This is a genomic window from Pseudomonas sp. Z1-29 (assembly GCF_051131995.1).
Taxonomy (GTDB): domain Bacteria; phylum Pseudomonadota; class Gammaproteobacteria; order Pseudomonadales; family Pseudomonadaceae; genus Aquipseudomonas.
In genome coordinates this window covers 4166166-4186999 of the sequence record NZ_CP071645.1, presented here as the reverse complement: position 1 = coordinate 4186999, position 20834 = coordinate 4166166, and the positions used below count along the sequence as shown (strand labels likewise).

Here is a 20834-nt window from a genome sequence, read left to right as displayed (position 1 = left end):
TGCAGTTCGTCTGGAGGAACGTTTGGGGCGGCTTTGCCCCCCAGCCGGAGCAAGCGCCCTCGCCACCAGGACCATGGAGATTTGCATCATGTCTCCATGATCCTGAGCCACGGCCAGCGGGCCTGATAACTTCTCGGTTTCTCGACGAACAAATCCGGCTGGGGGCGCTTGCTGCGTTTGATGATTCCAGACGGCCTGGAACAGGCAGCCAGCGGTAAGCACGCATTGATCCAGGCCGAGCGAAGGCAGGCGCGCGGTGATTCGCGCGTTGATGGGGGTGGTCATTGCTATCCTGACCAGGCTTTGGACCGTCAGCGTCATAGGTATCCCTTTGGAAAATCGATCCAGGCTGGCGCTTGACCTTACCGCAACTGCAAATTTCAAACAGGAACACCCATGAATTTCTTCAAGAAGCTCTTCGGTTCATCAAAAGCCCCTGAAACCCAGGACGCGCAGCCAACGCCGCAGGTCCACGAGCTCGGCGACCTGACCGAGGCTGAAGCAGCCAATCTGGCCATCCGGGAAGCCGGTGAAGCGTGCCTGGATCGTCATTGGCGCGCTGTCGGCACCGTCGAGCGGGATGTCCTTGCCTATATGATCAGTCCAACCTTTTCCGGTGGCCCTTACTGGCCCTCCACCCGCCAGGCCTACCGCGTGGTTCGCCGTGGCGACACGATCATTCTCGCCACGGAAGGCCTGTCGGATCCGTTCGATGATACGGAAGGAATGGGCAACGGTTTCGAAATGGAGCTGTTCGTCGAAACTGCGGATATACCCGAGCACGCCTATGGCCCCGTGGGTGAGGTCGATCCTTTCAAGCGCAGTTGGGCATTCGAGCTCGTGGAGCATGTTGCCAGGACGGTCGCCGACGCTGGCGGCATCACGCACCAGCTTGATCAGTACGGGGCGCTGTCCCTGGAGATTCCCGGGTTCAGTCAATCGCACCCTATGAGTGAGCAACTGCCCAAGCTCTTCGTAACGGATGATGATTGCACTGGGGTCCTGCTGGGAGCCCCCGAGCCGGACTTCTCTACCCGAGTGGAGGACATGCCCTTGTCACCGGTCAGATTGGTGCCGGTGGTGTTGATCACCGCGGCGGAGTTGGAGTACGTGCGTTCCGGTGGGCGAGCGGCGCGGGAGGATCTGGTGGGCCGTTTGCAGGAGGCGGGCGTCGGACATATGAGCAGCCTGCATCGAGCGAGTGTGGTGTGAGTCGGATGGGCTCGGACGAAAAGCTTGAAGTTGCGTATTGATATATCTAAAAATCTCGATATCCTCGGCGTCATGGAATTGATCGAAATATTCAAAGCGCTCTCGAACCCTACACGCCTTCAGATCCTGAAGGGTCTGAAGGACCCCGCAAAGAACTTCCCTCCGCAGGATGAAGGTGACGTTCATACGGTGGGAGTCTGCGTCAGCAGTATTCAAGAAGGTATCGGACTGTCGCAGTCGACGGTGTCCGGTTATCTTGCGACGTTGCAACGAGTGGGGTTGGTCGAAGTCAGGCGCATCGGTCAGTGGACTTACTACAAGCGCAATGAAGCAGCCATCAGCGCGCTTGCGGAGATCATAGGGACAGAACTGTAATTTTTTTGCCGCAACATATCGAGATATCTCGATATCCCTTTTTATCGATACGAGGATTTTGCAATGAAAGCGATGGTACTCAAGTCATTTGGCGGGTCGGGTTCGTTCGAGCTTCGCGATGTGCCCAAGCCTGTGCCGCAGACAGGACAAGTCCTGGTCCGGGTACATGCAACCTCCATCAATCCGTTGGATTATCAGGTTCGACGCGGCGACTATCCCGACCTGGTGCAACTGCCGGCCATTACCGGCCACGATGTATCGGGCGTTGTCGAAGAAGTTGGGCCGGGAGTGACCAACTTCGCTCCGGGCGATGAAGTCTGGTACACCCCGCAAATATTCGACGGGCCAGGAAGTTATGCCGAGTACCACGTCGCTGCCGAGAGCATCGTCGGGAAGAAGCCAGCCTCGCTGAGCCATCTTGAGGCGGCGAGCCTGACCCTGGTTGGCGGGACGGTATGGGAAGCATTGATCGTGCGTGCGGCGCTCAGAGTGGGAGAAAGCATTCTGATACACGGCGGCGCGGGAGGCGTCGGCCATGTGGCGATCCAGTTGGCAAAAGCCATGGGAGCACAGGTATTCACCACCGTGCGCGAGGCAAACGCCGAGTTCGCACGCAGCATGGGCGCCGATGTGATCATCGACTACGAAAAACAGGATTATGTTGAAGCCGTCATGCGAGAAACGGGTGGCCGCGGTGTGGATGTCGTGTTCGACACCATCGGCGGCAACACATTGTCACGCAGCCCTGACGTGCTCGCACAACTTGGCCGCGTCGTCACGATCGTCGACATTTCACAGCCACAGAACGTCGTTCAGGCCTGGGGCAAGAACGCGAGTTATCACTTCGTTTTCACCAGACAGAACCGCGGCAAACTCGATGAGTTGAGCGCATTGGTAGCGCGAGGTCTGCTGCGGCCACATGTCGGCGCCGTCTATTCGCTGGCCGACATCGGGCTCGCCCATGCCCGGCTGGAAAGTCCAAACAATGGCATTCGAGGAAAAATCGCGATCGCAGTCGAGCCGTCGCTCATCGCGTAATGCGCTTTTTCAACCGCTTGAATCATTTCGAGGTACGCCATGATTTACGAGATCGCTCTGCTCCCGGTTCACAAAGAACGCATTGAAATGTTCAGACGAGCATTTGCCGAGGTCGCCCCTTTGCTCACCCGAGCAAAGGGCTACGGCGGCCATTTGCTGGCGCAAGGGATTGAAACCCCCGAGCAATTCAACCTGATCGTGCGATGGCAATCGCTTGAGCATCACACACCGGGTTTCGAAGAGAGTGAAGACCACCGGCTGTTCATGCTGGGCTTGGAGGAATACTTTTCGCAAGAGCCGAGGGTCTACCACATTGAGGGGGCGGCTTTTTTTATCGGTGAAGGTGCTGATCCAGGCGGCGCCGTCAGCCGGGGAATCTAAGCCGATCCCCATTCTCCGAGTGTCCGGTCCTTCAGCCCGGCCCATCCGACAATCCAATCGCGCATTCTCACGTGACGCGGGATAATACGGCTCAGCTTGGGGTCACAAGCGTTTCCCCCCTCGTTGGGATTGGCGGTTGAGCAAGGATCGAAGGCAATGACAGATTGGCTCCAGAGCTACGGAGAAATGGCTGAACGGGTCCGCCGCCATGACTGGGACAGCACGCCACTCGGGCCGCCCGCGCAATGGCCCGATGTGCTGAAGACGACCGTGGCGCTGAGCCTGGCTTCGCATTTCCCTCAGGCCATCGTCTGGGGACCGGACTTGATCACGTTATACAACGATGCGTTCATGCCCATTCTCGGCAGCAAACCCGAGGCGCTGGGGCGGCCGTTCAATGAGGTCTGGCGGGAGGCCTGGAGCGAGATCGGCCCTATCGTGGGGGCGGCTTTTGATGGGCAGGCGACGTTTATCGAGAACTTTCCCCTGGTGATCGAGCGCGGTGGTGGTCCTGAACAGGCCTATTTCACCTTCTGCTACAGCCCTATCCGCGACCAGTTCGGCAAAGTGGTGGGCATGCTCGACACGGTCACCGAGACCACTGCGACCGTATTCATGACCCAGCGCCTGGCGGTGCTCGATGCAATCGGCAGCGCCGTGGCGAATGCCACCGATCCACAGGCGATCATGGCGGCCACCGCCCGGATCCTGGCGGCGCACCTCAACCTGTCCAACTGCGCATACGCAGACATGGACGAAGACGAGGACGGCTTTACGATTCGCGGCGATTGGGCCCGGGCCGGGTCGCCGAGTATCGTCGGGCACTACCGACTGGCGGATTTCGGTCGGCTGGCGGTCACCAACCTGGGGGCCGGCAAGCCGCTGGTGATCAACGACAACCTGGCGGAGCTGGCACCGGAGGAGGCGGCAGCGTTCCAGTCGATCGGTATTGCGGCGACTATTTGTGTTCCGTTGATCAAGAATGGACGCTTGACCGCCCTGATGGCCATCCACGATAAAACGCCCCGGATCTGGTCGTCCAACGATCTGGCGCTGCTGCTGGAAGTCACCGAGCGATCCTGGGCGCACATCGAACGTGCTCGGGCGGACGCGGCCGTGCGCGAAGGCCTCGCCGCCCTGGCCGAACTGAACGCAACGCTGGAGCAACGGGTCGAGGAGCGCACTACACGATTGAGGCAGACCGAAGCGGCGCTGCACCAGTCGCAGAAACTCGAAGCCATCGGCCAGCTCACCGGCGGCGTGGCCCACGATTTCAACAACCTGCTGACGATCATCCGCTCCTCTGTCGATTTCCTGCGCATGCCTAACCTGTCCGACGAGCGCCGGCAACGCTACATGACCGCCGTTTCCGAGACGGTGGAACGTGCTTCGAAGCTGACCAGCCAACTGCTGGCGTTTGCCCGGCGCCAGCCGTTGACGCCGGAAATCATCGACGTGCGCAAGCAGGTACAGAGCCTCGGCGACATGCTGGAGACCGTGACCGGGGCGCGTATTCACGTCAAGGTCGAATTGTGCGAGCAGCCCTGTTACATCCGCGCCGACCTGAGCCAGTTCGAAACGGCGTTGATCAACATGGCCCTGAACGCCCGGGACGCAATGAACGGCCAAGGAACGCTGTGGCTACGGCTCAATTGCGGTGCAGGCATGCCGCCGATCCGCGGCCATTCCGGGGCAGGGCAGGCATTTGCCGCGATTGCCCTGGAAGACACCGGCACGGGTATTGCCCCGGAGGCACTGGAACACATCTTCGAACCGTTCTTCACCACCAAGGAGGTGGGCAAGGGAACGGGGTTGGGATTGTCCCAGGTGTTCGGTTTTGCCAAGCAGTCTGGCGGCAATGTCGATGTCTCTACCGTGGTCGGAAAGGGCAGCGTGTTTACTTTGTATCTCCCGGAAGTGGAGCCCGAGGAGCAGCATGAACCCGAGGGAGAGGAAAACTCTCTGCTGGTGCTGGAAAAAGGCCGGCACCGGGTATTGGTAGTGGAAGACAACCTGGAAGTAGGGCGCTTTGCCAACCAGATCCTGCAAGACCTCGGATACGAAACGGCCTGGGCGACCAATGCCGAACAGGCGCTGGAAATGGTCGGCCCGGATGCGATGGCGTTCGACGCGATATTTTCCGACGTGGTCATGCCAGGCATCAGTGGCATTGCCCTGGCCAGGCAACTGCGCCAACGCCGCAAGGATCTGCCGGTGGTGCTGACCTCCGGCTACAGCGAGGAGCTGGCCCACAGCGGGCATGAAGGTTTCGCGTTTTTGTCCAAGCCTTACTCGGCCGATCAGGTTTCCCGGGTTTTAAACCAGACGCTGTTGGGCTCGGACTGAGTTGTTTCGGTTTTGAAACAACGCTTACCCGTTCGTCGGCGAGGCGGTCTCTTGAATCGTTGGTCTGTTGATGACCGGCTAGTCTCAATTCGAAGGTCGGTATTTCCAGGCAATTAGTTGTTGCCGGTATTGGCCTAGATGAGAGGGGAAAAATGCGATGGGAGCACCGTACAGCGAGGAGAACGGAGCCGCGTATCCGATCAATGAAGGGTTGCAGTGTGGGCAATCGGCCTATCGGTCGGATTTTGGTGACGAGCCAATCAAGTCAATCCGGACCAGGGTGGCCAAGGTGCCGCGGGGTGAGAAGGCCAAATTCTTGCCCAGGGTCCCGCTCAGCAAATAACCGCAGTGGCGAGGGAGCGAGCCCCCTCGCCACGGGGAATTCCAGCGTTTGTATAAATATTTTTTTATCTTTTTTCGACTGACGTTTTCTTTCACGTTTCTTTCACAAGCAGGCGCGTAGTCTGAGCTCATCCGTTAGAAAGCAGTACCTGCCCGTTTCCCCAGCGGGCTTTTTTTTGCCTGTCATAAAACTACCCCTGCGTTTGTTGTCGAACCGTCATGGCTGACACGGTTTGGCGTACACTCGCGCCAGCGCGCACCGGCCATCTCTCCCCGATGCGGCATTCTTGAGGTTTTTATCATGCGTTTGACTTTGTCCACCTTGGTGCTTGGGCTTGTGTTCGCTCAGGGCGCGATGGCCGCTGGCGACGGTACCGCTGCGGTTGGCGGTGGCTTGGGCGGTGTTCTGGGGAACGTGGTCGGCCAGCAGATGGGCGGCAGCACAGGCGCGGCGATTGGCGCCGGTGTCGGCGGTGCAGCCGGCAGTGCGGTCGGGGCTCGCAAGGGCAGCCGTACGGAAGCGGCCATCGGTGGTGGTCTGGGATCGGCCGGTGGTTCGATTGTTGGCAATCGCCTGGGCGGGTCCACGGGCTCGACCATCGGCGCGGGCGTCGGTGGGGCGGCAGGCGGCGCATTGGGCAGCAACCTGTCCAACGATAACGACGGACATTCCAAAAGCAAGAAGCACAAGCACAAGAGAAAGCATCGCTGAGCGAATGCATGAATAAAAAAACCCGGCCCCGTGCCGGGTTTTTTCATATTGCTATTTCCCGGAACGTTTACCTCGCTATCGCCTCGAATTGATACACCCACTTGCATTGTGAGGTATGCCATGACCCCGGAAACCGAAGGCAAGGAAGAAAAAGGCCCCTCGGGCGTCCCGTTCATCAATGATCCAGGCGTCAACGACCCGGGAAACGAAGATCCCGGTTCCCTGATGGATGACGCCCAGGTGCCCTTGATCGAGGATGAAGAGACCGAAGTTGAGGATGAATCCTACGATTGAGCCTTCCAGCCCAAACTGCACGACCAGGAGATTGTTATGACTGCCGACTCGCCTGTTCCCGACGACGATGAAACCCCGGAATATCCGTTGCCTTCGCCCACCGACTCATTGAGCCGCGATCAGCGTCCACCTGATGACGATTCTGGAGTTGAGCAGGTGCCAAGCGAAGATGAAGACGTCGAGGCGGCGCCGGACGATCCCGATATTGCCGGTGATGATGCTTCCGGCAAGCCAAGCTGAAGAGCAGTTCCGTCCGTCCGGTTGTCGGCACCATCAGTCAATGATGGTTGCCACACATCAGGTAGCTATCTGAAAAGGAGACTTATCATGATGAAGCCAAACATGACCGCGCTGGCGTTGGCCGGGATTCTGTCGGCCAGCTCGTTGGCGGCTTTCGCCCAATCCGACAGCGCGCCCGTGGACAAGGGAGGCATGCCGCCCTCTACTCAGATGGACGCCGGCTCCACCACCGAGAAAGCCGGTAACGCTCTGCCACCCGGTTCCGTGGGAGGAGGCAATGGCGGCGATGCCAGCGGCAGCAGCACCAGCCCGGGAACCGGGAGCGGCTCCACCAGCGGTGGCAGTACGATGGGCGGCGGTTCTTCCGGCTCAAGTAGTGGAACCGGTAGCAGCAGTAGTAGCGGTGGCAGCTCCAGCGGCGGCGGATCGGGCTCCGGTTCCGGCGGCTCCGGCGGCTAATGCATGACCCTCTGCTGAATCATCCAATCTGTTCGTGGCGAGGGAGCTTGCTCCCGCTGGGCGCCAGGCGCCCCTGAAACGTAGTCAACTGCCGCCCGGCCAAGGCGCGGCCGATCCCTCGCCACCCCTTGAAAATTTCCCATTGCCTGCGCCAAGCACGGCTCGTTATTCTGCTGAATCCTTTAAGGCGAACACGCTGCGCTGGCCGCACCTGAGCCATCCCTGGAATGTTGTGTTGATAACGGATCAGATGCGATGAATGCACCGCTGAAAAAGTTTGGACCGATCAAGGCTGTGATTTTCGATATGGATGGCCTGCTGCTGGATACCGAAGGTATCTACACCGAGGTCACCTCCATCATCGCCGAGCGCTACGGGCGCACGTTCGACTGGAGCGTCAAGCAGAACATCATCGGGCGCGGCGCCGGGGACCTGGCGCGCTACGTGGTGCAGGCGCTGGAGCTGCCGATCACCCCGGAGGAATTTCTGGTGATTCGTGAACCGCTCATGCGTGAACGTTTCCCCCACGCCCTGGCGATGCCCGGCGCGGAGGAATTGGTGCGGCATCTCAAAGCCCACGACGTGCCGATAGCGGTGGGAACCAGTTCGTCGCGTCAGTCGTTCGAGCTGAAAACCACTTTGCACCGGGATTGGTTCGCGCTGTTCGACTTCATCGTCACCGCCGATGACCCGGAAGTGGGCGCGGCGAAACCGGCCCCGGATATCTTCCTCACCGCCGCCCGGCGCCTGGGTGTCGCGCCGGCGGATTGCCTGGTCTTCGAGGATTCCCCGTTTGGTGTGACGGCGGCGAAGGCGGCAGGCATGACGGCTATTGCGATTCCCGACTCGGCCATGGCCGACGAAAAGTACAGCCATGCCGACGCCATTATCCGTTCGCTCAAGCTGTTCCAGCCAGGCCTGTGCGGTTTGCCGGAACTGGAATGGGCCTGAAAAAGGGCTGCTGCGCCCGAAAGCGTCGAAGCAGCCCAGCGGGAGCAGGCTCCCGCGCGACGTGGGTCAGGCGCCGAAACCACCGTCGATTGTCAGGCTGGCCCCGGTGATATAGGCCGCTTCCGGACCCGCGAGGTAGGCGACGAAGCTGGCGATTTCTTCCACCGTGCCATAACGGCCTACCGCCATGAGCTCCATCAGGCTGGAGGCGAAATCGCTATCCGCCGGGTTCATGTCAGTGTCCACCGGGCCGGGCTGAACATTGTTGACGGTGATGCCGCGTGGGCCCAGGTCGCGAGCCAGGCCTTTGGTCAGGCCCACCAGCGCGGATTTGCTCATGGCGTAGGTGGCGCCGCCAGCGAAGGGCATGCGGTCGGCATTGGTGCTGCCGATATTGATGACTCGGCCCCCTTCGCTCATATGCCGTGCGGCTGCCTGAGTGGCGACAAATACGCTGCGCACGTTGATGGCGAGGGTCTGGTCAAAATCTTCCAGCTTGAATTCATCCAGCGGCGCCAACGCCAGGATGCCCGCGTTGTTGACCAGGATGTCCAATCGGCCAAAGGCGTCGACGGTGGCAGCGACGGCATTGCGGATGGCGTCAGCATCGGCGCTGTCGGCCTTGATTGCCAGGGCCTTGCCGCCGGCGGCGGTGATGCTGTTCTGCAGTTCTTCAGACTTGGCGCCAGAGCTGACGTAGGTGAAGGCCACGGCCGCGCCTTCTGCGGCAAGGCGTTTGACAATGGCGGCGCCGATGCCGCGGGAACCGCCTTGGACCAAGGCGACTTTGCCACTCAGTGTTTGCGTGCTCATGCGGGTGTTCTCCAAAGTTGCCGGGGCGAGATGCCGCGGTTGATGGGGTGAGTATCAAGACTAGGCCATCGGCTGTGTAGACCTTCATTGATATAGTCTGTGTAAACCAAAAGTTTAGAGTGGGCGTCATGGAGAGTTTCAGCAGTATCGAATGTTTTGTCCGCAGCGCCGAGGTCGGCAGCTTCGCCGAGGCCGCACGCCGCTTGAGCCTGACCCCGGCGGCGGTAGGCAAAAGCGTCGCCAAGCTTGAAGCGCGCCTGGGCGTTCGGCTTTTCCAGCGCAGCACTCGACGCCTGGCCTTGACCGAGGCCGGCCAACTGTTCCTGCGGGAAGTGGGCAGCAGTTTTAATACCATCCAGAACGCCGTAGCCAACTTGGCCAGCGCCGGCGGGCAGCCAGCCGGCACGCTGAAGGTGAGCATGGGCACGGCGTTCGGCCGGTTGTATATCGTGCCGTTGCTGGGGGAGTTTTTGCGCCGATACCCGGCAATCAACCCGGACTGGCATTTCGATAACCGTCAGGTGGACCTGATCGGCCAGGGTTTCGATGCCGCCATCGGCGGCGGCTTCGAGCTGCCCCAGGGCGTCGTGGCGCGCAAATTGACGGTGGCCCATCGGGTGCTGGTTGCGTCCGGACAGTATGTGCAGAACCACGCTGCCGTCGTTGAGCCGCAGGATCTGGGGCAACATCAGGGAATCCTGATCCGCTCACCGCAGACAGGGCGTATCCGTTCCTGGCAACTGACCAGCCGCAACCGCGAACACAGCCCGCTGACACTCAAGGCGCAAATGACCATGAGTGACTCGGAAGCCGCCTGCATCACCGCATCCCAAGGGCTGGGCATTGCCCTGGTGAGCATGCCGTTTGCCGTGCCGTTCCTGGACAGCGGCGCACTGCAACGGGTGCTGCCGGACTGGTACGTCGACGATGGCAACATCTCGATCTACTACGCCGAGCACAAACTGCTGCCGGGCAAGACCCGGGCGTTCGTGGATTTCATCATCGAGCAGTTTGCCGAGCAGGGGCTGGCGCAGCGGTTCAGTGCTGTTTGAGCCTGGCTGGGAGTCGAGTCGCCCTCATTCGCGAGCAGGCTCGCTCCCACATTGGTTTGGCGGTGACCGCACCTTTTGTGGCCCGCAAAAATCCACTGTGGGAGATTCTATGGTGCAGGGCTAGCCCCTAAATGCCTTTTGGTAAGTATTCGCTCTGGTTCTTCAACAGAGCGAATACCACTCGGGCAAGCTTGCGGGCCAGCGCTACCAATGCCTCGGTTGTGCTGAGCCCTCGGGACCTCAAACCCTCGTAAAATCCCTTCCACGCCGCTGTGCGACTCGCCGACATCGCGGCGTTGTGCATCAATCGGCGTGCCTCCGGATCACCTCGCTTAGACAGGCAGCGGCGTCCCTTCTTTTTTCCCGAGTCCGATATGCGCAGGTCCAGACCCAGAAAAGCGATGAAGGCATCGGCATTTCTGAAATCTCCACGCTGAAACGACGTAAGTAAACGGGCACCGCTTAACAGACCGATGCCTTCGACTTTCATGCAGCGCTTGAGCTGACTGCCCAAACCGGCTGCATCCAACTGCGTCTGGATTGTTTTCTCAAGCAAAATTTCGAGTCTTTGCATGGCCTTTATCTGGTTCTCGAAGGCCGTTTTGAGCAACGGTTCGTTCGACCAGCTTTGCTTGAGGCTGACACGCGCCTGAACCAAGGCTGCCCGTCGCCGGAAAAGGCTTATAAGCCTGCAATACAGGGGCGATGGCGGGGACCAAGGGTGCAACTGGTGGCCTTCGTTGTTCAAGTAGCGAGCCAACAACCGAGCATCCAGCGCATCGGTTTTAGCGCGCACTTTCACACCTTTGCGGTAATGACTGAGTTCGTAACCGCCGATCATATAAATCACACAGCCATGCGCATAAGCCAGATCGGCGAAGTCCTGGTGATAGATATTGGTGGCTTCGATGGCGACATCCACTGGCGCAGGTAATGCCTTGAGCCACTTCTTAATATCAGCTTTGGTGTTGGGGATCGTTTCGAGTCGATCGGATTGGGCGTGATAAATCACCAACTCATCTTTGGCGACATCCACACCTACGATCGGCTGGGCGGTGGCGACGGGCATTGCCATTGAAAATCCTCCGGGCTAAGGTTTGAACACTTGAAGGGTTCACCCAGAGGCGCAGGCTTGTTCCTATCGTCGGTCTAGGCCAGATGCATTCTTTATCGGCGCTTGGGTGAAAGGAGGAGGGGTGAAATCTCCCACGGTCTGTACTGCGGCTAACAGTCAGAATCGAGCCTAGTCCCTCCTCCTCCCTTCAAGTCCTACCATACAAGCGAGCCTGCTCGCGAAAGGGGCAACGCAGTCTAAAGCCGCAAACTCACCGCTCAAACCGCCCCGGCCAGCCAATGATGGTCTTCGGTCGCGGCGTCGCATAAGTGCGCACTTTCGACGTGGACAACCCCAGCCGCACCAGCGACTCGGCAATCGTCACCGCCGCCGTCACGCCATCGACCACAGGCACTCCGGTGCGTTGACGAATCTGCTCATCCAGCCCGGCCATGCCGCCGCAACCCAGGCAGATCACTTCGGCCTTGTCCTGGCTGACGGCGAGTTCCGCCTGATGGACGATGGCTTCAACCGCCCGCTGCGGGTCTTGCTCAAGTTCCAGCACCGCCAGGCCACTGGCCCGGACTGAGGCGCAGCGGTCGAACAGGCCGGAAAGCTTGAGCCGGTCCTCGATCAGCGGCACCGTGCGGTCCAGGGTGGTGACGACCGAGTAGGCATGACCAAGAAACATGGCCGTGCTGGCGCCGGCGTCGGTGATGTCCACCACTGGCACGTTGAGCAGTTCCTGCAGTCCTTCCCGACCGTGTTCGCCGTAGCCCGCCTGGATCACCGCGTCGAACGGCTGGTCGTAGGACATCACCCGGTCCATTACGGCGATGGCGGCCAGGTAGCTTTCAAAATTGCCTTCGATCGAGTCTGCCCCGAAATGCGGCGTCAGCCCGACGATCTCGGTTCCCGGCGCGGCAACGGCCTGGGCCTGGCGCGCGATGGACTGAGTGATGGACTCGGTGGTGTTGACGTTGACGATGAGAATTCGCATGAGTAGTCCTTTTTGCAGCGTAACGGTAGATGGCCCGAATCCCCGGGCCTTTCGAACAATCAATGGCTGACGTTATCCACGGCAATGGACTCACCGCTGACGTCCTCGTAATGCACCTCGCGCTTGGCAACGATCAGGTACAGCAACCCTGCAATCGAAGCGCCAATCAGCCAGGAAAACGGAGAAATACTGTCGAAACCGGGCACCAGCGCCAGGACAATCGCGATCAGCGCCGCTGGAATGAACGCCGCTACCGCCCGCAGGTTGACCCCGTTGCTGTAGAAATACGCACCATTTGGGTCCTCGCTGTAGAGTTGCGGCACGTTGATGCGGCCTTTTCGCAGCAACCAGTAGTCGACCATGATCACGCCGTACAGCGGCCCGAGCAGGGCGCCGAGACCGGAGAGGAAATACACGATCACCAGCGGGCTGTTGTAGAGGTTCCACGGCAGGATCAGCACGGCAATGGCGGCGCTGATCAGTCCGGCACGACGGAAGTTCAGGTACCTGGGCGCCAGGTTGCTGAGGACGAAGGCCGGGGCGACAAAGTTGGCCATGATATTCACCGCCACGGTGACGATCAGGAACGCCAGGCAACCAAGCACCAGGAAAAACGTGTTGGGAATCGAGGCGATGACCTGGGTCGGGCTCTCGATGACCTGGCCATTGATCTGGAACTGCGCACCGCACAACAGGATGGTGATGGCGGCAAATACCAGAATATTCACCGGCAGGCCCCAGAAATTTCCGACGACGATTGTCCGCCGGCACGGCGAAGAGCGAGCGAAATCGCAGAAGTTGAGGATCAACGTGCCATAGATCGCCAGCCACAGCGCACCACCGGCGAATATGTTGCGCCACATCTCACCGCCGGCCAGCGGCTCGCGGATCGACCAGGCAATCGTCGCACCGGCCTGAAAGTACATCCAACCGGCCAACGCCGCGACGGTCACCAGGATGACCGGGCCGGCGAAGCCTTCATAGCGCCGCACGGTTTCCATGCCATAGGCCAGGATCATCAGTTGCACGAACCAGATGGCGACGAAGCATACCCAGCCCAGGCTCGACAGCCCGAGGATCGAGTTCTGATCATAATCGGCAAAGCCCGGATGAATCGCCACCAGCAGGACCCGAAACACCACGGACGCCAGGTAAGTCTGGATACCAAACCAGGCAATTGCGATGACGGCCCTGATCAGTGCGGGAATCTGCGCACCGTGTATGCCAAAACTGATCCGGCTGATGACCGGAAACGGCACGCCGGTCTTCTGCCCCATATAGCCGGACAGATTCATGAAGCCGTACACCAGCGCCGCGCCGATCCCCAGCGACAGTAGAATCTGCCAACCGCCCAGTCCCAAGGCATACAGGCCGATGGCGAATGAATAATTGGCAATGTTATGCACGTCGTTGGTCCACAGGGCGAAGATGCTGTAGCGGCCCCAGCGTCGCCCTTCGGCTTTGGTGGGCGCGAGGTCCTTGTTATGCAGCCTTGGACTCAAGGTGAGAGGGGCTGCGGGTTGTTCATCCAGGGCAGCGGTTGGGGAGGGCAGATCCAGCGCGATGTTATTGGAAAGACTTGTACGCATTCCGGCAGGCTCCTGACTCTCAGGCCACGATGACTGTGCTTGAGCGCGAGGCTCGGCAGATCTTCGTCGCGGCGGTGAGCATCATTGGTTACGGGGCATCTGCAGCCTGTACGGGATAGGGCGCTTCAGGCTTGCGGATCGAAAAGTGTGTGTATGTTTTTGTATTGTTGTATACAAAACACTTGTCGAGTTAAGCCAGATGTATGCCACTTACGAGTCTAGCTTTGGCGTCGTTAATTTCGTTTTGTTATGTTTGACGGATAAATCACTGAAATGCTGGAAGTTAAAACTGACCGTTCGAACAGGTATTTATTTTAGAGGTCGAGCGCCAACGGGAAGGAAAGCAGGCAGCGCGCAAGGGTGCCTGTAACTTTTAGGGGCATTAAAACCAGAGGTGCACACAAAAATGCCACCTGAGGTGACATTTTTGTGTACATGGCTGCGGCGGGATCAGACGGTCTTGGATTTGGCGATGATATTGCCAGCGTGCAGCCCGCATTCTTTTTGCGTGGCTTCTTCCCACCACCAGCGGCCTTCGCGCTCGTGCTGGTTCGGCAGGACAGGGCGGGTGCAGGGCTCACAGCCGATGCTGATGAAACCGCGCTCATGCAGGCTGTTATAAGGCAACTCCAGCATGCGGATATAACCCCAGACTTCCTCGCTGGTCATCTGCGACAACGGGTTGAATTTGTACAGCGTGCGCTCCGGCGTGGAGAACGCCGTGTCGATTTCCAGCACGGCCACCTGGCTGCGGGTGCCCGGGCTCTGGTCGCGGCGCTGACCGGTAGCCCAAGCGCGGACATCGGTCAGTTTGCGGCGCAGCGGCTCGATCTTGCGGATGCCACAGCATTCACCGTGACCGTCCTTGTAGAAGCTGAACAGGCCTTTTTCCTTCACGAAAGGGTCCAGTTTCGTATGGTCGGGCGAGATCAGTTCGATATCGATCTTGTAATGCTCGCGCACTTGTTCAATGAAACGATAGGTTTCCGGGTGCAGGCGACCGGTGTCGAGGCTGAACACCTTGACGTTCTTGTTCAGCTTCCAGGCCATGTCCACCAGCACGACGTCTTCAGCGCCACTGAAGGATATCCACAGGTCGTCGCCGAATTCGGCGAAGGCCAGCTTGAGGATGTCCTGCGGGGACTTGTTGGCATAGGTCGTGGCGAGTTCCACGACATCAAACGATGGGCTCATCAGGGCGGTTTCCTACAGGTCGGTGGCGCTGGGCGCTCTATATGGGGCTGATGGTAACAAAAGCTGCCGGGGCTGGCGCGCTCCTGTGCGTTGCGCGGGCTTCGGCGAATGGCTAGAGTCGGCAGTCCTTTTGTTCGCTCAACCGATAAACATCAAAAAATGGGAGTGTCTTGTGGAAATTGCCTGTCTCGACCTGGAAGGTGTGCTGGTCCCGGAGATCTGGATCGCCTTCGCTGAAAAAACCGGGATTGACTCCCTCAGGGCAACCACTCGGGACATTCCCGACTACGACGTGCTGATGAAGCAACGGTTGCGCATCCTGGATGAGCATGGCCTGAAGCTCTCCGACATCCAGGAAGTCATCGCTACGCTCAAGCCGCTGGACGGCGCCATCGAGTTCGTCGACTGGCTGCGCGAGCGCTTCCAGGTGGTGATTCTTTCCGACACGTTCTACGAATTTTCCCAGCCGCTGATGCGTCAGCTGGGCTTCCCGACGCTGCTCTGCCATCGTCTGGTTACCGACGACAGCGGACGGGTGACCGGCTATCAATTGCGTCAGAAAGATCCGAAGCGCCAGTCGGTCCTGGCCTTCAAGAGTTTGTACTACCGAGTAATTGCCGCCGGGGATTCTTACAACGACACGACGATGCTGGGCGAAGCCGATGCCGGGATTCTGTTCCACGCGCCGGAAAACGTGATCCGTGAGTTCCCGCAGTTTCCGGCGGTGCATACGTTTACCGAGTTGAAGCAGGAGTTCATCAAGGCCTCGAACCGCCCCCTGAGCCTGTAAACCCAATCCTAAATGTGGAAGCGAGCCTGCTCGGGAAAGCGGTATCTCAGTCGCCATCAATGTTGGCTGAACCAGCGCTTTCGCGAGCCGGCTCGCTCCCACAGGGTTATGCGTCAGGTCCGGGGGATTGTTCAGAGGTTCTGCAAGGTTTCCAGCAAGACCCTCACCTTGGTCATCGACTCCTGATACTCCGCCTGCCAATCCGAATCCGCGACGATCCCGCCGCCACCCCAGCAACATACCTGCCCGTCCTTGACCAGCAAGCTGCGGATGGCGATGGAGCTGTCCATCTCCCCGCGCACATCGAGGTACAACAACGAGCCGCAATACAGACCGCGTCGGGTCGGTTCGAGCTCGTCGATGATCTGCATGGCACGGATCTTCGGCGCGCCGGTGATCGAGCCGCCGGGAAAGCTGTCGGCGATCAGGTCCAGGGCGTCCTTGTCGTCCGCCAGTTCGCCAGTCACGCTGCTGACCAGATGATGGACGTTCGGGTAGCTTTCCAGGCTGAACAATTCCGGCACCCGCACCGAGCCGATGCGGCAGGTGCGGCCCAGGTCGTTGCGCAGCAAGTCGACGATCATCAGGTTCTCGGCACGGTCCTTGGGGCTGGCCAGCAGCTCGGCGGCGTGAGCCGCGTCGTCTTCGGGCGTCGTGCCGCGAGGGCGGGTGCCCTTGATCGGACGGGTTTCGACGTGACCTTCACTGACCTGGACGAAGCGTTCGGGCGACAGGCTCAGCACCGCACCGCCCTCCGGCAGGCTCTGGAAACCGGAAAACGGCGTCGGGCAAGCCGCCCGCAGCGCCTGGTAAGCGGCCCACGCATCGCCCTGGCACGGCGCGCGAAAGCGTTGGGCAAAGTTGACCTGATAACAGTCGCCGGCCTGGATATACGCCTGGATACGCTCGAATGCCTGTCGATAGGCTTCAGCGTCGAGATCGGGCGCCATCGGGCCGTCCAGACTGAACGAGGAGAGAGGCGCCGCGGTTGGCTGACTGAACAGCTCGATCAAGCGTTGGCGTTGGTTTTCGCCGCAATGGGGATGGAAGACCAATTGGCTTGTGCGAGTCTGGTGATCGGTGACCAGTGCCCAGTCGTACACGCCAAAACGCGCGTCCGGCAGTTGCAGATCGTCCTTGGCGCAGGACGGCAGGGCTTCGAGGCGTCGGCCGAAGTCGTAACTCAAATAACCGATCAGGCCACCGGCGAAGGGCAATTGCACGGCGGCTGGTAATTCGGCGTGGCCCAGTTGCGTCAGCTGTATCCGAAGACGTTGCAGGAAATCGCTGCCACTCTCTTCCGGCAATACCGCCAGTTGCTTCAGCGGCCAGGCGCTGAGCAAGTCATAACGCCCGCGCTCGGCGCTCGGCCGGCCACTGTCGAGCAGCACGCTGCCTGGGGCATGACGGATCGCCGCGAAATACTCGGCGGGGTTGGCGCGGTAGGGCAGAGGATGTACGAAGCAGGTTGGCATGGGCGGGGCGGGTCGGCCGTTCAGGCGGGGTGGCGATTGTAATCCCCTGTAGGATTTGCTCCTAGGGGGATGTCGGTATTGAACATCTGAAGGCGCATGGAACCCGTGGCGAGGGAGCTTGCTCCCGCTGGGTTGCGCAGCAGCCCCTTGTTCAGATGAACGCGATCAACCTGATGCACCGAGGTGCCGGGCTTTGGGGCTGCTTCGCAACCCAGCGGGAGCAAGCTCCCTCGCCACAGGGTTCAACTTTTGACCCTCGACTTTCTTCCCCCTTCAAACCTCTGCCTCACCCCTCAACCGGCGGAATATGCCCGAACAATTCCTGGGCAAACGCCACGCGCTCTTCCACGGTTTCGGTGACGCCCCTGGCCTTGAGTTCTTCCAGGCGTGCCTCCACGGCGTGGGTGCGCAGGGTCAGGCCGCAGTCGTTGGCGATCTGGATGTTCAGCCCTGGGCGGGCGTTCAGTTCCAGGATCAACGGGCCTTTTTCCTGGTCCAGCACCATGTCGACGCCGATGTAGCCCAGCCCGCACAGTTCATAGCAACCGGCGGCCAGTTTCATGAAGCCGTCCCAATAGGGCAGTTGCACGCCATCCACCGCGTTGGTGGTGTCGGGGTGCTTGGTGATGATGTTGTTCAGCCAGGTACCGCGCAAGGTCAGGCCGGTGGCGAGGTCGACGCCGACGCCGATGGCGCCCTGGTGCAGGTTGGCCTTGCCGCCGGACTGGCGGGTCGGCAAGCGCAGCATGGCCATCACCGGATAGCCCATCAGCACGATGATGCGGATATCCGGTACGCCTTCGTAGCTGATGCTCTTGAAGATCTGGTCCGGCGTCACGCGGTACTCGATCAGCGCCCGGTCACGGTGCCCGCCGAGGGAGTACAGGCCGGTGAGGATGCTGGAGATGTGGTGCTCGATTTCCTCGTGGCTGATGATCTTCCCGGACACGGTTCGATAGCGGCCCTCGAAGCGGTCGGCAATAACGATGATGCCGTCACCGCCGGCGCCCTGGGCCGGCTTGATGACGAAGTCGGTGCGTCCGCCGATGATCCCGTCGAGCTTGTCGATTTCCTTCTCGGTGGAGATCACCCCGTACAGCTCCGGCACGTGAATGCCAGCGGCGATGGCCCGTTCCTTGGTGATGATCTTGTCATCGACGATCGGGTAAAGGCTGCGCTTGTTGTACTTGAGCACGTAGTCGGCATTACGCCGGTTGATGCCCATGATGCCTCGGGCTTCCAGGGCCTTCCAGGTCTTCCAGAGGCCGAACATCAGGAATCAGCCTTGACGAAAGCCTTGAACCGCACCAGCTCGGTCAGGCGGTAGCCGCGATAACGACCCATGGCCAGCATGAAACCTACCAGGATCAGCAGGATGGCCGGGAACGTGAACACGAAGTACACCAGCTCCGGGACGCTCATGATCAGGTGCGCCAGGGACGCGGCGAACAGGGTGCCGATCGCGACTTTCATCGCATGGCCGGCGCCGCGCTCTTCCCAGGTGATGGACAGGCGTTCGATGGTCATGGTCAGGATCACCATTGGGAACAATGCCACCGACAGGCCACGCTCCAGGCCCAGCTTATGGCTGAACAGGCTGATGGCGGCGATCAGCACCACCACGAACGTCAGCACCACCGAAAGCCTCGGCAGCATTTGCAGCTTGAGATGCTCCAGGTAGGAACGCAGCGACAGGCCCAGGGTAGTGATCACCGTGAACAGGATGATGCCGAAGCCCAGTTGGGTTTCGCGGAAGGCCAGGGCGATCAGCACCGGGGTGAACGTCCCGAGGGTCTGCAGGCCGATCAGGTTGCGCAACACCAGGATCACCAGCACGCCGATCGGGATCATCACCATGATCATGAAGGTCTGCTGGGTTTGCAGCGGCAGGCCGTAGAGCGAGTATTCGAGGAAGTTGGCGTCGGTGTTCTCGTCCGTCAGCTTGGCCAGGCGAATGGCGTTCATTTCGCTGTTGTTCATGCTGAACGTGACGGTGGCTTTCTTGCCGCCATCGACGGTGATCAGGTTTTCATCGCCGGTCCACCACAGCAGGCGATCGGTGGGCAGGCCTTGCTCGCCGGTGTCGGGGTTGAAGTACAGCCAGTCGGTGCCGTTGAAGCTGCGCAGCCACAGCTCGGGCGTCTGCGGCTGGTCGGCCACCAGGCGGATGGTGTGGACCTTCTCGACCGGCACGTGGGCAATGGACAGTACCAGTTCGACGATTCTGGCCTTGTTGCTCGAAGACGGGTCGCCGGCCAGCAACAGCTTGACGTTGTCGTCGTTGAGGTTGTTGACCCGCTTGATGGCTTCGCTGATGAACGTTTCGACGTCGGCCGAATGCTGGCGAATCGGTGCCAGCAGCGCTTCGGCGGCGAGTTTTTCCGGCCCTTCGACGGCGATGCTGTCGCGGAAGGTCGGGCCCTTGACCTTGGTTTTCTCGGCGCTGTAGCGCTTGGTCAGCACCAGGCGGTAATAAAGGGTCTGGTTGCCCTTGGCGCGCCGGGCCGACCACGTCACCTTGCGGTTGCCGTCGACGCGGTTCACCGCTACGCCGTAGTTGTTGGAGATGAAGCTCTCGTTGAGGCTGACGTAATCGCGGCTCAGGGGCGGCACGAACATCTGGATCTTCACCGGATCCTTGGCGTTGGGCACGAACTCGACCTTGGCATCGATATTCCACAGGTCATCGGTGGCGTCTTCGGTCACCGGGATGCCGAGCACGAAAATCTGATAGGCCGTCACTGACAGGCCCAGCACCACCAGGATGGCGATCAGCATTTTCAGATGGAGGGTAAGGGAGCGCATTGGAATTACTCTGCGGTATGAGCGGCATTGGCGCAGGCGGGTTTGCCGGCAGCGTATTTGAGACTGGGATCGACCAGCGCGTCGAAACGCTTGAGCGCTTCGGAGCCGATCAGCAACGGGTATTGGAAGGCGCTACGGTCGGTCAGGTTCACTTCGATGCTGCGCAGGGCCGAGCCCATGCAGATATCCAGTTCGATGACCGGCCGGGCCGTGTATTTCTTGCCTTCTTCCGGGTCGTAGTCACCGGCGCGGCGCTTGATCTTGCTGACCCGGGCCAGCGGGCGTTCGATGGGGTGCGAATGGGCCGCGTCGATGGCCAGGTAGAAACGCACCCAGGATTCGCCGTTGCGCTTGAAGCGCTTGATGTCACGGGCGCTGAGGGAGGCGGTCTTGGCACCGGTGTCGAGCTTGGCCGCGACCTCCAGGTCAATGCCCTGCAGGGCTGCATATTCGTTGAGGCCGTACACGGTTTTTTCACCCGCCGCGGCAATCCCTGGCAGGCAGATAAAGCATAGGGCGGCAGATAAGGGCTTGAGTGTCATAGATCCTGGTGCGCAGCGTTCCGTTTTTCGGTTCAGGCCCTGGCATTACTGCACAAGCTCCCTAGGTTGCCTTCTCTATATAGGGAGAGCGGCAATTGCGGCGGCATTCTAGCACGGTGGTTTTCTGACGCCACCGCTGGCCGGAGGCTACGACACTTCGAAACGAGGGG

Annotated in this window: 21 protein-coding genes and 1 pseudogene; 12 read left to right on the top strand and 10 right to left on the bottom strand. The window is 60.2% G+C overall.

Annotation, left to right across the window (positions count from 1 at the left end):
- Positions 1 to 174: 174 nt before the first annotated feature.
- Positions 175 to 321: pseudogene (locus J3P84_RS18865) on the bottom strand (nucleotidyltransferase family protein); the annotation flags it as partial.
- Between the two features lie 75 nt (positions 322 to 396).
- Between J3P84_RS18865 and J3P84_RS18860 the strand changes: the two are divergent.
- From J3P84_RS18860 to J3P84_RS18815, 10 genes are all read left to right on the top strand, one after another.
- On the top strand, positions 397 to 1212 hold the full coding sequence (locus tag J3P84_RS18860; protein WP_434625094.1) for a suppressor of fused domain protein: 816 nt from the start codon (positions 397 to 399) through the stop codon (positions 1210 to 1212).
- A gap of 72 nt (positions 1213 to 1284) precedes the next feature.
- Complete coding sequence (locus J3P84_RS18855) at positions 1285 to 1587, top strand: ArsR/SmtB family transcription factor (RefSeq protein ID WP_305501316.1); 303 nt, start codon at positions 1285 to 1287, stop codon at positions 1585 to 1587.
- A 63-nt stretch (positions 1588 to 1650) separates the two neighbouring features.
- Positions 1651 to 2625: a zinc-dependent alcohol dehydrogenase family protein gene (locus J3P84_RS18850; RefSeq protein ID WP_434625092.1), complete on the top strand. Its 975-nt coding sequence runs from the start codon at positions 1651 to 1653 to the stop codon at positions 2623 to 2625.
- 39 nt (positions 2626 to 2664) lie between these two features.
- Positions 2665 to 3006, top strand: a complete 342-nt coding sequence (locus J3P84_RS18845) for an antibiotic biosynthesis monooxygenase family protein (protein ID WP_434625090.1) — start codon at positions 2665 to 2667, stop codon at positions 3004 to 3006.
- A gap of 156 nt (positions 3007 to 3162) precedes the next feature.
- Positions 3163 to 5352: a response regulator gene (locus J3P84_RS18840; RefSeq protein WP_434625088.1), complete on the top strand. Its 2190-nt coding sequence runs from the start codon at positions 3163 to 3165 to the stop codon at positions 5350 to 5352.
- A gap of 643 nt (positions 5353 to 5995) precedes the next feature.
- Positions 5996 to 6406: a glycine zipper domain-containing protein gene (locus J3P84_RS18835; RefSeq protein ID WP_434603324.1), complete on the top strand. Its 411-nt coding sequence runs from the start codon at positions 5996 to 5998 to the stop codon at positions 6404 to 6406.
- Positions 6407 to 6526: 120 nt separating this feature from the next.
- Positions 6527 to 6700: a hypothetical protein gene (locus J3P84_RS18830; protein ID WP_305495999.1), complete on the top strand. Its 174-nt coding sequence runs from the start codon at positions 6527 to 6529 to the stop codon at positions 6698 to 6700.
- A gap of 36 nt (positions 6701 to 6736) precedes the next feature.
- On the top strand, positions 6737 to 6940 hold the full coding sequence (locus J3P84_RS18825) for a hypothetical protein (RefSeq protein ID WP_434625085.1): 204 nt from the start codon (positions 6737 to 6739) through the stop codon (positions 6938 to 6940).
- An 87-nt stretch (positions 6941 to 7027) separates the two neighbouring features.
- Positions 7028 to 7399, top strand: a complete 372-nt coding sequence (locus J3P84_RS18820; protein ID WP_434569308.1) for a hypothetical protein — start codon at positions 7028 to 7030, stop codon at positions 7397 to 7399.
- 255 nt (positions 7400 to 7654) lie between these two features.
- Entirely contained in the window at positions 7655 to 8350 is a 696-nt protein-coding gene (locus J3P84_RS18815; RefSeq protein WP_434625083.1) for an HAD-IA family hydrolase, read from the top strand.
- A gap of 66 nt (positions 8351 to 8416) precedes the next feature.
- Here J3P84_RS18815 and J3P84_RS18810 read toward each other — a convergent pair whose 3' ends face one another.
- Positions 8417 to 9163 (bottom strand): 3-oxoacyl-ACP reductase family protein, encoded by a 747-nt coding sequence (locus J3P84_RS18810; RefSeq protein ID WP_434625080.1) that lies wholly within the window; start codon positions 9161 to 9163, stop codon positions 8417 to 8419.
- A 128-nt stretch (positions 9164 to 9291) separates the two neighbouring features.
- On the opposite strand from J3P84_RS18810, the gene J3P84_RS18805 reads away from it, so the two are divergent.
- Positions 9292 to 10215: a LysR family transcriptional regulator gene (locus tag J3P84_RS18805; protein ID WP_434625078.1), complete on the top strand. Its 924-nt coding sequence runs from the start codon at positions 9292 to 9294 to the stop codon at positions 10213 to 10215.
- 127 nt (positions 10216 to 10342) lie between these two features.
- On the opposite strand, the gene J3P84_RS18800 is transcribed toward J3P84_RS18805, so the two are convergent.
- The 4 genes from J3P84_RS18800 to J3P84_RS18785 all read right to left on the bottom strand — a co-directional run bounded on the left by J3P84_RS18800 (position 10343) and on the right by J3P84_RS18785 (position 15052).
- Positions 10343 to 11290 (bottom strand): IS110 family transposase, encoded by a 948-nt coding sequence (locus J3P84_RS18800; RefSeq protein WP_434623735.1) that lies wholly within the window; start codon positions 11288 to 11290, stop codon positions 10343 to 10345.
- 250 nt (positions 11291 to 11540) lie between these two features.
- Positions 11541 to 12269 carry an aspartate/glutamate racemase family protein gene (locus tag J3P84_RS18795; protein WP_434625076.1) on the bottom strand — a complete coding sequence of 243 codons (729 nt, stop codon included), beginning with the start codon at positions 12267 to 12269 and terminating at the stop codon, positions 11541 to 11543.
- A 59-nt stretch (positions 12270 to 12328) separates the two neighbouring features.
- Positions 12329 to 13858: an NCS1 family nucleobase:cation symporter-1 gene (locus J3P84_RS18790; protein ID WP_434569303.1), complete on the bottom strand. Its 1530-nt coding sequence runs from the start codon at positions 13856 to 13858 to the stop codon at positions 12329 to 12331.
- A gap of 450 nt (positions 13859 to 14308) precedes the next feature.
- Positions 14309 to 15052 (bottom strand): phosphoadenylyl-sulfate reductase, encoded by a 744-nt coding sequence (locus tag J3P84_RS18785; protein ID WP_434569302.1) that lies wholly within the window; start codon positions 15050 to 15052, stop codon positions 14309 to 14311.
- Between the two features lie 172 nt (positions 15053 to 15224).
- Here J3P84_RS18785 and thrH point away from each other — a divergent pair, with 172 nt between their 5' ends.
- Positions 15225 to 15842 carry a bifunctional phosphoserine phosphatase/homoserine phosphotransferase ThrH gene (thrH, locus tag J3P84_RS18780; RefSeq protein ID WP_434625072.1) on the top strand — a complete coding sequence of 206 codons (618 nt, stop codon included), beginning with the start codon at positions 15225 to 15227 and terminating at the stop codon, positions 15840 to 15842.
- 131 nt (positions 15843 to 15973) lie between these two features.
- On the opposite strand, the gene pabB is transcribed toward thrH, so the two are convergent.
- The 4 genes from pabB to J3P84_RS18760 all read right to left on the bottom strand — a co-directional run bounded on the left by pabB (position 15974) and on the right by J3P84_RS18760 (position 20664).
- Entirely contained in the window at positions 15974 to 17317 is a 1344-nt protein-coding gene (gene pabB / locus J3P84_RS18775; protein WP_434625070.1) for an aminodeoxychorismate synthase component I, read from the bottom strand.
- Positions 17318 to 17603: 286 nt separating this feature from the next.
- Positions 17604 to 18590, bottom strand: coding sequence for an alpha-L-glutamate ligase-like protein (locus J3P84_RS18770; protein WP_305495988.1), 987 nt, complete (start codon positions 18588 to 18590; stop codon positions 17604 to 17606).
- The gene (locus J3P84_RS18765; protein ID WP_039593717.1) at positions 18590 to 20122 is read right to left on the bottom strand and encodes an inactive transglutaminase family protein; all 1533 of its coding nucleotides are present in this window, start codon (positions 20120 to 20122) and stop codon (positions 18590 to 18592) included. Before J3P84_RS18765 ends, J3P84_RS18770 begins: the two co-directional genes overlap by 1 nt.
- 5 nt (positions 20123 to 20127) lie before the next feature.
- Entirely contained in the window at positions 20128 to 20664 is a 537-nt protein-coding gene (locus J3P84_RS18760; RefSeq protein ID WP_305495987.1) for an ATP-dependent zinc protease family protein, read from the bottom strand.
- Between the last annotated feature and the right edge of the window lie 170 nt (positions 20665 to 20834).